This is a genomic window from Enterococcus sp. LX10 (genome assembly GCF_023539285.1).
Classification (GTDB): Bacteria; Bacillota; Bacilli; order Lactobacillales; family Enterococcaceae; genus Enterococcus; species Enterococcus faecalis.
On sequence record NZ_CP092784.1, the window covers coordinates 902,017 to 914,843 of the forward strand.

At 33.1% G+C, this 12,827-nt stretch carries 9 protein-coding genes, 1 pseudogene and 2 riboswitches; of the genes and pseudogenes, 4 read left to right on the forward strand and 6 right to left on the reverse strand.

Translation table 11 applies throughout. From position 1 onward, the window contains the following. The first annotated feature begins 98 nt into the window (after positions 1 to 98). Positions 99 to 2,159 carry an endo-beta-N-acetylglucosaminidase gene (locus MKZ30_RS04350; protein ID WP_202563141.1) on the forward strand — a complete coding sequence of 687 codons (2,061 nt, stop codon included), beginning with the start codon at positions 99 to 101 and terminating at the stop codon, positions 2,157 to 2,159. 1,044 nt (positions 2,160 to 3,203) lie between these two features. Here the strand turns inward: MKZ30_RS04350 and MKZ30_RS04355 are convergent. The 3 genes and pseudogenes from MKZ30_RS04355 to MKZ30_RS04360 form a co-directional block, all read right to left on the reverse strand. Next, positions 3,204 to 3,917: pseudogene (locus MKZ30_RS04355) on the reverse strand (multidrug resistance efflux transporter family protein); the annotation flags it as partial. Between the two features lies 1 nt (position 3,918). After that, the gene (locus MKZ30_RS13395) at positions 3,919 to 4,122 is read right to left on the reverse strand and encodes a multidrug resistance efflux transporter family protein (RefSeq protein ID WP_502799338.1); all 204 of its coding nucleotides are present in this window, start codon (positions 4,120 to 4,122) and stop codon (positions 3,919 to 3,921) included. Beyond that, positions 4,122 to 4,682 (reverse strand): helix-turn-helix domain-containing protein, encoded by a 561-nt coding sequence (locus MKZ30_RS04360; protein WP_202563143.1) that lies wholly within the window; start codon positions 4,680 to 4,682, stop codon positions 4,122 to 4,124. Before MKZ30_RS04360 ends, MKZ30_RS13395 begins: the two co-directional genes overlap by 1 nt. Positions 4,683 to 6,597: 1,915 nt before the next feature. On the opposite strand from MKZ30_RS04360, the gene MKZ30_RS04365 reads away from it, so the two are divergent. Further along, positions 6,598 to 6,969: a DUF771 domain-containing protein gene (locus MKZ30_RS04365; protein WP_025190696.1), complete on the forward strand. Its 372-nt coding sequence runs from the start codon at positions 6,598 to 6,600 to the stop codon at positions 6,967 to 6,969. Positions 6,970 to 7,019: 50 nt separating this feature from the next. Continuing rightward, the gene (locus tag MKZ30_RS04370; RefSeq protein ID WP_202563144.1) at positions 7,020 to 8,168 is read left to right on the forward strand and encodes a site-specific integrase; all 1,149 of its coding nucleotides are present in this window, start codon (positions 7,020 to 7,022) and stop codon (positions 8,166 to 8,168) included. Between the two features lie 163 nt (positions 8,169 to 8,331). On the opposite strand, the gene MKZ30_RS04375 is transcribed toward MKZ30_RS04370, so the two are convergent. The 3 genes from MKZ30_RS04375 to MKZ30_RS04385 form a co-directional block, all read right to left on the reverse strand. Then, the gene (locus MKZ30_RS04375; RefSeq protein WP_002382058.1) at positions 8,332 to 8,592 is read right to left on the reverse strand and encodes a hypothetical protein; all 261 of its coding nucleotides are present in this window, start codon (positions 8,590 to 8,592) and stop codon (positions 8,332 to 8,334) included. Between the two features lie 64 nt (positions 8,593 to 8,656). Further along, positions 8,657 to 8,824, reverse strand: a riboswitch (M-box (ykoK) riboswitch). 62 nt (positions 8,825 to 8,886) lie between these two features. Beyond that, positions 8,887 to 9,666 carry an ABC transporter ATP-binding protein gene (locus MKZ30_RS04380; RefSeq protein WP_002360638.1) on the reverse strand — a complete coding sequence of 260 codons (780 nt, stop codon included), beginning with the start codon at positions 9,664 to 9,666 and terminating at the stop codon, positions 8,887 to 8,889. Between the two features lie 88 nt (positions 9,667 to 9,754). Continuing rightward, a complete protein-coding gene (locus MKZ30_RS04385; RefSeq protein ID WP_002384764.1) occupies positions 9,755 to 11,527 on the reverse strand; it encodes an ABC transporter permease subunit in 1,773 nt (590 codons plus the stop codon). 44 nt (positions 11,528 to 11,571) lie between these two features. Then, a riboswitch (M-box (ykoK) riboswitch) is annotated at positions 11,572 to 11,739 on the reverse strand. A 314-nt stretch (positions 11,740 to 12,053) separates the two neighbouring features. Here MKZ30_RS04385 and MKZ30_RS04390 point away from each other — a divergent pair. Continuing rightward, the gene (locus MKZ30_RS04390; protein ID WP_002382060.1) at positions 12,054 to 12,569 is read left to right on the forward strand and encodes a P-loop nucleotide/nucleoside kinase family protein; all 516 of its coding nucleotides are present in this window, start codon (positions 12,054 to 12,056) and stop codon (positions 12,567 to 12,569) included. Positions 12,570 to 12,827 lie beyond the last annotated feature (258 nt).

The following is a 12,827-nucleotide window of genomic DNA, read 5'->3' on the forward strand; positions in this document are numbered from 1 at the left end:
AAAGTAGCAAAAATTAGGAATAAAGAAGGGGAGAAGACAAAAAATAGATTCATTATTGTTGGCTGTCGATTATTTGTTTTGAACAGGAGGAACTACGAATGAAAAAGAGCTATTTTCTGTTATTTTGTTTTATCGTTGTTGGAGTGGTTGTTGCAGGAGTTCCACAAGCCGGTCAAGCTGCCGATAATTATTCTGTTAAGGGGGAAAATCAACCTTACTTTCATGGATTTAATGCGGAACAAATGTTGAATTGGTCCCCTGAGACGGATACAACGGCTAAGTATTTCCGTTCAAGTACACCACTGGAAAAAAGAAATGCTCCTTATACAGCGACGCAGGCACAACCGCAATTAAAAAATGAGGCAGCATTATTAACGCTATCTGGGGATTATGGTGATCCGGGCTATGGTGTGGAAAAAGGAATTCCTGACTTCACACGAACAGTGGACGCTTACGCCCGCAATGTGTTTCAATTCTGGCAATACGTTGACTATTATGCATCATGGAATGGGGTGCCAATCGAAGGAACCAACTATGATGACATTAAAAGTAATCATAGTTTGACCTATGGAGTTGTTAATTATCCTAATCCAGCCTATACGGATGCGGCCCACCGCAATGGGGTGAAAAGTTTAGGAAGCTGGTTTTGGCCACGTCAGGAAGAGTTTTCAAAATGGGTGGTTCAAAAGGAAGACGGCAGTTTCCCTATTGCAGATAAGATGATTGCGTTAGCACATTACATGAACTTTGATGGCTATTTCATTAATCAGGAGGCGACCATTTCAAAAGAAAATGCCCATCAGTTACAGGCAATGCTAGTTTACTTTAAACAGCAAGCGCCTGACTTATATATCCAATTCTACGATTCGTTAACCAAAGATGGTCAATTGCACTATGTCAATGGCTTTGATACAACGAATAGTTATTGGGTACAAGCGGCAAATGGTTCTGCTTCAGATAGTATTTTTATGAATTATGCCTGGAATACAAATCGCTTAGAAAAAGGCAATCAATATGCGAAGAGCATTGGGTTAGATCCGCTACAAGTCATGTTTGCTGGAACTGAAAATCAAAAATATGGGTTTAATCCACCGTATGATCCACGACAAATTTTTGCAGATAAAACGAATCCATTGGCTTCATGGGCGTTATTTGGTTCGGATTTTGTCTATTCCCGTTACCCTGGAGACAATTTAGCGAATGGCAATCAAGTTGCTATCAATACGCGGGAACGGGAGTACTGGTCTGGACCTAAGCAAGATCCGACCACCACAGGCAGATTGACGGAAGAAAATAGTTCTCCGTATCCTGATCGTGGGCAACCAAATGATGCGAATAATGCCGCTCATTGGGATGGTGTAGCCAATTTTATTGCTGAAAAGTCAAGTGTCCAAAGTATTCCTTTTGTAACAAACTTCAATACAGGGCATGGATTAGGTTTTTACACAGAAGGGCAAGCTGTTTCAACTAGAGAATGGAGCAATATTGGTATTCAAGACGTATTACCAACTTGGCAATGGTGGAAAGAAGGACAAGCAGAGATTGCTTATAATTACAGTAATGCATGGAACGGGGGAAGTTCTTTAGAAATTAAAAACATGGAGGGACAAGCGATTGTTCACCTATTCAAAATGGATAATGTACTAAAAGGGCAAGAAGAACTAACGTTGGAAACGATAGTGCCTGAAGGAGCTAAAGCACAAGTTCTTCTTTACTTTAAAGATGATTTAACAAATCCCGTGGCGTTATCAATTAGAAATAGTAATCAATGGGAAGAAACAACGCTTGATTTAGCGGCCTACAAAGATCGGGAAATTGGCAAAATCTCAGTGTCGGTTGAAAATACTAGTAAAAAATCTATCTTGTTAGGTCAGTTGGGTGTTGTTCCAAAGAATAAGCAAGTTGCAGGGACTCCAATTTTTGTAGTTGACCGTTATTTGAAAGATAGTGGCGAAGCATTTGTACATGCGACGATGGCAGATGACCTCTTATACTATGATGTAACGGCACCAAATGGAACATTTATTACCCGAATTAATAGTGAAGACAGCTACTTGAATCATATCCCCGCAGAGGCAACAAGCCTAGTTGTGCAACCAGTAGCTAAGAGTCATCAGAAATATGAAAAATTAGTAATTCCATTGATAAACAACGATTAAGTCTCTTTAAATTCTATTAAAAAAATAAAGACATCTTTACCCGCATTAGTACTTTTTAGATATTTAAATTACAAGATATATTACTAAATAAAAATAAATATTTTAGTATTTAAGTTATGAGAGAAAACAATCATTCTACTATTTAGTAATTAGTAAATTATAAGATTCTTTGTAAACATCATATGAAGTTGCATTTCTTTCCAAATTCACTACAAATTAATTCGATAGATAAAGGAAGTTTAGCGATCGCTTAGAGTATAATCAAGATATCTTTTGGTTTTAAACTATCTTATCAATCTTAATAAATCCATCTTAACTTTTGTATAACAAATTGAGATGGATTTATTTTGATGTTCTAAACTGGGGATTAATTTCATATGAGTTCAAGATAATAAAAATCAAGACACAGTGTTTAATGTTAAGATTTTTAGCATAAGACTAGAAATTAGGTTTGTGATACAACATTAGTAGAAATGGTAAATAAGCATAATAATTAGGATAAATCACTCTCATTTATTTAAGAAAATTACTACATAGAAATTAGTTTTATAGCAATAAATTTTAATTGAGATAAAGTAATAGTAGTTTCAAGTATATAGCTAAGCTATGTTGGGGAATTAAAAACTTGAAATAAATAAAAAATTATAGTTTTTGTTCTGTTGACTTTATTAATGCGTGGTTCATTCCTAATTACAAGAACTATAAAGAAGCTATTAAATTAGGACAAGAAGCTTTACTAGGATGTATCCGATTTTCCTCTATAAGACTCAAAATGGTTATACGACAACTTTCCAACAGGAACTGCAGTTTCAATTTGTTAAAATACATTGATCTTATTATTTATCCCAATTCATTTGATTGAAAGACTGGCGTTATATTTGACTAAAAAAATAATATGTTTATAATTTTTTTAATGATCTTTTTTTACCGATAACTTCTCTTAGAGAAAAACACAAGAATAATCAGACCAGTTTTATCATTTTTAAATCCTAATAAAACTAGTCTACTCTAAAAATTGTTATTTCTTATTTTAAATTCATTTAATTAACTTTTCAAAACTTTAAAAACGATTCCTACTATGACTAGTGTTAAACCAAACAATGTTAGAATATTTGGAAAAGGATCTTTTAGCAATGTGATTCCTAGAATAATAGAAAAAATGACTTCTAATGATTGAATTGCCTCCACAGCTGCTAATTTCTTTAAATTTTTATGAACATACTGTGTAGCTAAAAAAAATAGATAGGTTGCGATAACACCTGAAAACAAAGCAATCAAAAATGAAGAATGTACTTGGCTAATTGAAGGAAGTCCACTTTTTACTAAACCTATTAATGAACAGATCAGCCAGGTTGGTAAACTGCACAAAAGCATACCCAAAATCCTTTCGTCTGTATTCAATTTATCAGTTAAATGATTAATTATCATAATTTTTCGATTACCTAGTGGATAAGCAACCGCAGCAACTAATACAGCAAAAAAAGCAAATATCATACTTTCTACATTGTGAAAAGAAAGATGTTGTAATTCAATGATTGCGATACCTAATAAAATAAGACCAAAAAGAAACCAATCATTTTTTGTGATATTTTTTTCAATACTAAGATTAGGTTCAATGAATGGGGCAAGTACACTTCCCATAATGATAGTCACTTGCCAAGTACTTGCAATTAGCCAACCAGGAGCTATAGTTGAGGCAAAACACAAAGGAATATAAAAAAGTCCAAAGCCAACTTGACTCCACAAAAACCAAGACTTACTATTTTTTTTTTATTGCTATCAAGATTGAAGAAAGACAGCTATTTTTTTTAAAGCTTACAATAACTAAAAAAAAGGGGATCATAAATAGAAAGCGAAGGGATGCGGTCCAAAGCCAATAGCCACCTTCTACTGACATCAATTGATTTAATACGAATGTTATTGAGAAGAAGAATGAAGCAAATATACTTAAAATGAATGCCATTATAACTCTCCTTTAGCGGGATAACACATCATACTTATAAATTTACAAAGATGATTCGTATTATTTTTATAATGATGGATTTTATCAGCATCAAAGCGAACTATGTGTTTTGGAGTAACTATTAAGGTAATGTTGTCAATAATAAGGTGAAGTTCCCCTTCTAAAACGATAATTATTTCTTGCACGCCCGAAGTATGAGGTTGGGAAAGACGATCAGCATGAGAGTCTAATTCTAAATAAAATGTTTCAAAATTATCAGATGGTCGCCATGTAAAAGTTGAAAAAATGTTTATTAGTTCATCCTGTGAGTCAATTTTTGTAGTATCTCCTAAAGAGACTAATTCATAGGTACTATTTTTTTCACTAAAAAAATAAGAAATTGGAATGGATAACCCTTTTGAGATTTTCCACAGATTATTGATAGAAGTAGAAGTAATGCCGCGTTCAATATTACTTAAACTTGGACGACTGACACCAGTCATTAATGCAACATCTTCTAAAGAATAACCTTTTTCCTCACGTATTGCTTTTAGTCTCTTTCCGATTAATTTGTCTATCAATAAAATTCACCCTTTCTATAAATGTAGAATTATTCTATTATAGTAGAATGATTTTGTCAAATACTGATGGTGTGTTTACAATACTTGTTAGTTTTTTCTTAGATACATCTAGGCAATCTCCTCTCGAAAAAATGATTCATTCCTAGCTTCATTAATTTTATTGAAAGGAATTGTCGCAAGTGTCACAGCAGTTGGAGTATCTGTTTTTGTTAATGATGAGATTGGGTTAAGCAAGCAAATTTCTCTATAGGATATTGAAAAAAACAGGCTCATTAACTTCAGAGAATCCTATAAGATTAAGATCCATACGTGGAATTATTTCTCTAGGAAATGATCGATGTACTAGAGTCAAAGACTTTCACAAATATTCATTCGTGAGGAGAATAACCGGAATAGGATCTAGTATAGGTATTGTTGTAGGCAAAGATTATAGGGTTACTAATAGGCATGTGGCAAAAATGCAGTAAAGACAGATAATGGATATACTGGGTAATTTAGGACCTCACAAATAAGAGACCAAGATAATCAATTACCTTATGGAACTTTTTATTTAAAAAATTTAGGCTTATCAGAAGGAGGTTTTGATTTAGCCGTAGTTAAAGTTAGCAAACAAAATAATAATCCTAATGGTTTTATCGTTATACCTGTTGAATTAAAGCAATTTGAAAATATTATTAGTTTACTAACTCTTGTTGGATATCCAGTCCCAAGACTAGGTTATTATCAATGGGAACAAAATAATTTGCTTTCAAAAAAACAATCAGATGACGTAAATAAACCGGTTATTAAATATGATATAAAAGCAGGTCGATCTGGCTTGCCTTTACTAAATGAAAGAGGGCAAGTAGTTGCCACCCATCCTACAAGTTATGGCAGCATAAACGGAGAAGAAAGATTGTCATCAGAAAATTTATACGTGTAGAAAGCTATTTCCATTAAGATTAATCATGACGAAAAATTAACCACTCATAAGAGAATAAAAATAGAATTTAGTTATTTGTTTTGAAGTAGTTATATAATTTGTTTGTGAAGAATATTTATATTGGTATACAGAATACCAAATTTCTAACGTTTGTAGATGGAATGGATTTCGCATAAGATTTTTTAATATAAAATTAAAATATTACTATAGATGAAACTTTTTCAACTGATCAGTTAAGGTATCATCTTTTTAAATTTACTCCGTTTAAGATGAAGTATTTGTTTAAAATATACCATGGATTTTTATATTAAAGTTATAAAATAAAGAGCTAAAAGAATTGAGTAATAATTTGATAGTGATCTTAAAAGTTGTTTTGTTTTTAGGAATTCTTGTAAAATACTTTTAATATAGAAAAAGAAAGAAATAGAAAATATTATTGGATTTATTTTTAAAAGTACTAAAGAAGAAAATCAAGTGAGTGAAATTGTTATTGAGAATTTATAAAGCGTATAGTGAAGAAGTTGTCTTAAAAACTACAGAACTATAACTTTGATAAAGTAAGAAACACGGTTATTATAGGCAAATATCGAGGTGTATTTTAGTTTGATACTTGACTTTTTTGTATAAACTTATTTTTATATATTGAAAATCCTCCCTTCTGGGTTGTTATAGATATGAAACAGGAAAAAAACATTAAATTTCCTGCTTGTGTTCTTTGACAACTAAATAAAAATCTACCAGTACCTTCCATCTACGAGGAGCATGTTTTAGCTACGCCAAGACAAAGAAAAAAATTCTTTGAGCGAATAATTTCTAAAGCAACTTAACTGTCAATTAAGGCCAAGATTCGTAAATGAACTAATGATACTTCCGTGAGGCTCGCCATAATGAGGGGAGAGGTGAAATTCCTATGATGCTTCTGACAAAAGCAGCTGATAGATTTAAAGAGATATTTATTAATAGAAAGAAAAATAAACAACTTAAACTGAATGGATGAAAGAAGTGAAAAAATTGGAACAAGTGATAGAATATAGTGCTCAGATAATCTTACCAAAAAATTTCATTCTAATTCAAAGAGAGGAGTACGATCATTTAAAAAGAGCAGGTTTTAAAGGAAACTGTATTTCTGTAGAAGCGTTTAGGAAAAAACATACTTGTTTAAGTCGACCAATGTTTAATGAACGAATTCTTTTAAATCCGAGATTAAAAAAAATCTTAGATATAAGAGAAAATCCCAATGGTTGTGTCTCGTATCCAAAAGGTGGTAGTGCTGGCAAATATTATATATTAGAAAGTAAGATGTTAACGTTTATTGAAGAGTATTTTTCCGAGATTTTTACCAGTTTTCAGATAGATGCGGTATAATTATCTTGACCATAGCTATTTAAAAGCTCTTTTTAAAAGAGGCGATTTAAATGGGAATTAGTAAACGAGGAACAAAGTGGCGTGCTTTTGTAAGCGTAAAAAAGGAAGGTGGAAAATACAGAAATAAGACCTTAGGTAGTTTTGATACCAAATTTGAAGCAGTAAAAGCAGTGGAACATGCGCAATCCGTCGCTTCAAAAAATCGACGTATGGCGTTTACAGTCCCTTTTTATGAGTATTTTGAATGGTTTTTTCAAAAATATAAAAAAGAAGCCCGTTCCAAAAAAACGCAAGGACACTATCAGCACACTAAAAAATATATTAAAAAGTATTTAGGTGATACTCCATTATCTGACTTAACAAATGATAAGTACGTAGAATTGTTAAATCAGTTTTCTAAAGACTATTCGCCAGCTACTTTAGAAAAGTTTCATACTCATATGCGTGCTTGTGTCAAACAGGCTTTTGCACTGGGGCATATTCCTGTTGAATTTACTTCTGGTAGTTCTTTGAGGGGGCTTGGAGATAAGTCTAAAGAGAAACCAATTTATCAAAAGTATATTGATGATACTCAATATAAAAAAGTTTTACAGTATGTTGTTCAACATAGAGATAAAGAATCTTCTATTTATTATGTAATTATCTTTTCTCTACTTACAGGGTGCCGTTTTTCTGAAATAGTTGGGATTACAATCGATGATTTAAATTTTGAACAAGGGTTTGTAGATATAAACAAAACGTACGATTATATGAATCCGCCGTCTAATTCAAGCGATTGGCTTCCCTGTAAAAATAAAAATAGCTATCGTAAGGTAGAAATGCCACAGAACTTGGCTGAACTATTGAAAGAGTTTTGGCAATATCAACAGGAAAAATGCCAGTTTCATCAAATTAAAAATCCACGTAAACAAATTTTCTTTGATTGGCAAGAAGGTGTCTGTGACAACCGAAAGGCCAATATTGAGATTAAAAAAATTCTTGTGACGTGTGGTATAACTGATAAACCAAAATTTTCTATGCATTGTTGCAGACATACCTTTGTTTCTTTTCTAATCTATCAAGGCTATTCAGTAGAAGAAGTTGCTTTAATTGTTGGAGATAAACCAGAAGAAATAAGAAAAACATACTATCATGTCTTTCAGGAATATGAAGTAAGAACACGATCTAAAACGCGAGGATTGATGAATTCGCTCTTTTAGTTTGTTATTTAATACTAAGATAGCTGGTGCAAAGATGGTGCGAGAAAAAGAAAAACAGTTAAAAGTATTTAAAGTAAATTACTTAATTGACAGTCTTTATAAGGTATTTAACGGTATTTTTAGTAAACAAGCTCCGGCCGCCGGTATACTAAAGACTGTTAAATCAATGATTTAACAGTCTTTTTTGTTTATTATTTTCTCGAATACATAAAAAAACCATCTCAAAAAAATGAGATGGAAAGTTAAGTGAGAGAGTGATAAGTATAGTGCGAATAAATACAAGGGTTACAGAAGAATGTGGGGGTTCTGCATCATCGTCATTAAATGTTCCTGCAGTGGGAATATGAATTTCTGTCATATTATATTCAATAACTTGAACTGTGATGATTACAACAGTTCCAATGATTGCTAACATAGTAGTCATACTTTCACTCCTCTCTTAATTTTAAATAAAAGTACTTAACTGATTGACTAGAGACTAAAAATATACATCAACATGAACGTTGAGCTTTAGCACTATACAACGTAAAGATCACTCTTAGCTATTTTGAGAAAAGCCTTCTCCTCGACCAGTCTTGTTCTACTCATTGGTGTCTCTCGACATTTCTGAGCAATAGCCTATGTTTGTATAGGAGCCTCACCTAACTTATTACAAAGAAATAATAGTCTTTTAAGTAACTCTTTGTCAAGACATAAGCAGAAGTCAAAATAGTTCTATTTATAAATGAATGCGACGAACCATTTCTTCTGTTATTTGTTCTACAATATCAATGGTTGTTTTTGGCGAACGTTGATTTCTGGGGATATCGATTGAGTAAATTTTGGCAATACGACCAGGATTTGCATCCATTAATACAACCCGATCAGAAAGTTGGACTGCTTGTTGAACGTCATGCGTAATCATTACAATTGATTTAGTCGCAATTTGATTGTTTAGCCAAATTTCTAATAAATCGTTAGATAATTGGCTGGCTGTAATGATATCTAAAGCTGAAAAAGGTTCGTCTAAGAGCAATAAGCTAGGTTCGATGGCTAAAGCACGAGCAAAGCCTACACGCTGTTTCATTCCACCAGATAACTCTCTGGGATAAGCTTTTTCAAAACCAGTTAAACCAATCATTTCAATGAGATTACTGACTCTTTTATTTATTTGTTCGCGAGAAATTTCTTTACGGTTTTCTAAGCCAAAGCTGATATTTTTTTCAACTGTCAACCAAGGAAAAAGGGCAAAATGTTGAAAAACCATGCCGATATTGGCATCAGGCTCATTAATGATTTTATCTTCAAAAGTAATTTCACCTCTAGTTGTACGAAGAAGTCCAGCAATACTTCTGAGCAACGTTGATTTTCCTGTTCCTGATTGTCCGATAATACTTAAAAATTCATTCGTTTTAACTGTTAAATCAATATTTTCAAGGACTTTTAAATGTTCTGAATGTCCTTCAATTTCAAATTCTTTATATACTGATTTTATGCTTAATAATTCTTTATTTTCCATCGTCTTATTAGATAGGTAAAGGGAAATCACCTATCGTTCTCCTCTCTAGTTTATCTTAAAAATTTAGTCGAGTTGAGTCGTCCAGCTATTAATAGTGAAATTTTTGTTTTGCTGCTCGATATAAAGGTTGCCAAACAAAGGCAATACATAAACCAACAACGAAACACATCGCTAAGGTTCCTAAGGCAGATTTATCTTTTACGCCATCGTTTGCCGCAATATATTGTCCTAGGCCAGTAACATCTATTGATTTTTTGCCCCATTGAATGCTTTCTGCTGCGATATCAGCGTTCCAAGCAGCACCAGCAGCGTTAATAATTGCTGTAATGAGGTAAGGTAAAATAGAAGGGATCAAAAATTTTGTCCACCATTGCCATTTAGATAATTTAAAAAGTTTGGTTACGTCACGAATATCATCAGGGATGGCTAAGTAGCCAGCAATTACATTAAAGAAAAAATACCATTGGCAACCAACCATGATGAGTGGTAAAATCCACCATTCTAATTTGTTGAAGCCCATACTAATAATCAACACAATGAATGGAGTATAAACATTTGACGGAATGGAGCCTAAAATTTGTCCAATCGGTTGAACGATACTTAAGCGCCGATTATCATTCGCAACCCAGATTGCTAAGGGAGTAAAGATAATGCCAGCAACGACCATAGCCAAGGTAACCCGTAGTGTAGTATAAAGGGTTAATCTAGGAATCATGCTGAAATCTTGATGGGGCAAGAAATGATAGAGCTTAATAGAACAATAAACCCCAATAATGGTTAAGCTGACATACCATAATGTTTTGAAGAAATGGCGTAATTTTGCTAGTAATCGATAGAGATAGTCTAGCTTGAAAAAGTACCAAACTTTTGGTAAATCGTAAATCCAAAAATGACTGAATTTCACAAAAGCTTTTGAAAAGTATTTCGTTAAAGTTGCTTTTTTTAATAAATGATAAATGATGGATTTAGGTGGCGTCGTACTTTCGACATCTGTTTCATATTTAAAATAATAAGTGGCTCGAACTAAAGGTTGAAAAACTAAAAAGTTTAAAATCACCACATTGATTAATAAGGCAAAAACAGCCCATAAACAGGATTTAAAGTCGGCTCGATTTAATGCTACTTGGATATAAGAACCAATTCCTGGTAAATAAAGGTTGGTTTCTTTAGGAAAGGCAACAGAAGCTTGCTCGCTGGCCACCAAGGCAAACCAAGCCGCAGTTTGAGAAATAATAACGTTCCAAAGTAAGCCAGGAATTGAGTAAACAAATTCAAGACGCCAAAATTTTTCCCAAGCATTGTACTTGAACTGATCGGTCACATTGACTAGATCTGAAGGAATAACTTCCATTATTTGATAAAGAGTCAACATGATGTTCCAAGCTTGACCTGTGAAGATGGCAAAAATAGCAACCGCTTCTGCGCCCATCACATTTCCTGGAAATAAACCAAGTAACCAAGCAGTTGTAAAGGTCAAAAAACCTAGCAATGGAACAGATTCAAGGAAATTAACTAATGGTAAAATGACTCTTCGTGCCGTTTTATATTTTACGGCTAAAATACCAAAAACAAAGGAAAACAGGAAGGACCAAGCCATCCCCACAATCATTCGGAACATGGTTCGAATTGAAAAGTAAAAAAGATTTGATGGAGATAAGAAATCATCTGTTTTACTTGGTGTTGCGAGGAATTCTTCTGAGGGAAGGGTGTGGAGAGGGCGATTCATTTTTAGCCAAGAGAAGACGATGATAAAAATGAAAATGCCTAAAATGATGAGCAAGGTAAGATTCCCGATACTTTTAGCAAGTAGGGTATTTTTCTTAGATGATGCAGTGACAGCTTTCAATTTAAAAACCTCCAATTAATCATATTAAAGAGGTCGCCGAATAAAAGAAGAAGATTATAGGGTAATCACAATAATTGAGCTTTGGCTTTCTGAGACGTAAGAAAAAAATTCTAGTTATCTTAGGAAAGCCTTAATTCGACAATCCCTGCTTTACTCGTTACTGTCTCTCGACATTTCCGAGCGATAACCTGTGTTCTTCAGAGTAACCTCACCTAATATGATTCTATTTGATTTACATGCTTATCATACTCGTGACTAAAAATAAAACAATTTCTAGCTAGTTATACCTGAATTACTGTTTGTTGTTATTCTATTCAATGATTCTTAAAAAGATTGCCCACATTCTGTTTTTTTAGGGAGAAATTATCAGATGAGTATGTTATGTAACGCAAGGTGAATAGCATAGGATGTTGTATTTTTAGTTTGTTTCGTTTACTGTTAAAGATGTAAGTAGTAACTATACGTGAATGGATAAAAAAATTAAAAGTAATCTAGCACCTAAATTAAACAACAAAGAAATTTGTTCAGAAGAAAGGAAATTATGATGATTATTTGGTTAAACGGTGCGTTTGGAGCCGGAAAAACGACCATTGCACATGAGTTACAACAAAAACTTCCCAATGCAATCATTTATGATCCAGAAATTATTGGTAGTGCATTGATGGAGCTAGTTCCCGAAGAAATGAAAGAAAATGATTTTCAAGAGTATCAGGAATGGCGTTGCTGGAATGCTCATTTATTAAAACGAATGTCCAAAGAGTCTGGACGGCCGATTATTGTTCCAATGACCCTTTATAAAAAAGAATATGAAGAAGAGCTGATTGGATATTTGAGACGAGCAGGCATTGACGTTTATCATTTTTTGTTAGCGGTCGAGAAAGAAGAAATTTTACAAAGATTATTGAAAAGAAATGATGGAACTTTTGAATGGGGGAAAAATAAGTTGCCCGAAGTACTTGAAGGTTTTCGTCAGATTCAGTTTACCGAGATTTTTAGAAATCATTCAGCTGACACGACAGAAATTGTAGCATCCATTCTTAATAGAATAACCGAATAAAAATAAAATAAGGGACCTAAGCCGAAATGACTTAGGTCCCTTATTTTCTACTTCTTAAGATAATCAACTACCAGCTACCCTAATTTCTTCAAACTTTAAGACCGCACATTTACGACAATCTATTTTTACACTGTCAAAATTTTCTTTCAAGTCTTGCATTTTGTTATTTTTAGCAGTATATTTTAGGTGTACCTAAAATATATTAGAGGTTAACCTTCTAACGGGAAGGGCCTTTTAAAATTATTGCAAAACGAAAGA

Bases quoted from the DNA above. Each gene is read 5' to 3' on its own strand.
- MKZ30_RS04350 (WP_202563141.1), top strand. From the start codon at position 99: ATGAAAAAGAGCTATTTTCTGTTATTTTGTTTTATCGTTGTTGGAGTG.
- MKZ30_RS13395 (WP_502799338.1), bottom strand. From the start codon at position 4,122: ATGGCATTCATTTTAAGTATATTTGCTTCATTCTTCTTCTCAATAACA.
- MKZ30_RS04365 (WP_025190696.1), top strand. From the start codon at position 6,598: ATGAAAGAAGTGAAAAAATTGGAACAAGTGATAGAATATAGTGCTCAG.
- MKZ30_RS04370 (WP_202563144.1), top strand. From the start codon at position 7,020: ATGGGAATTAGTAAACGAGGAACAAAGTGGCGTGCTTTTGTAAGCGTA.
- MKZ30_RS04375 (WP_002382058.1), bottom strand. From the start codon at position 8,592: ATGACTACTATGTTAGCAATCATTGGAACTGTTGTAATCATCACAGTT.
- MKZ30_RS04380 (WP_002360638.1), bottom strand. From the start codon at position 9,666: ATGGAAAATAAAGAATTATTAAGCATAAAATCAGTATATAAAGAATTT.
- MKZ30_RS04390 (WP_002382060.1), top strand. From the start codon at position 12,054: ATGATGATTATTTGGTTAAACGGTGCGTTTGGAGCCGGAAAAACGACC.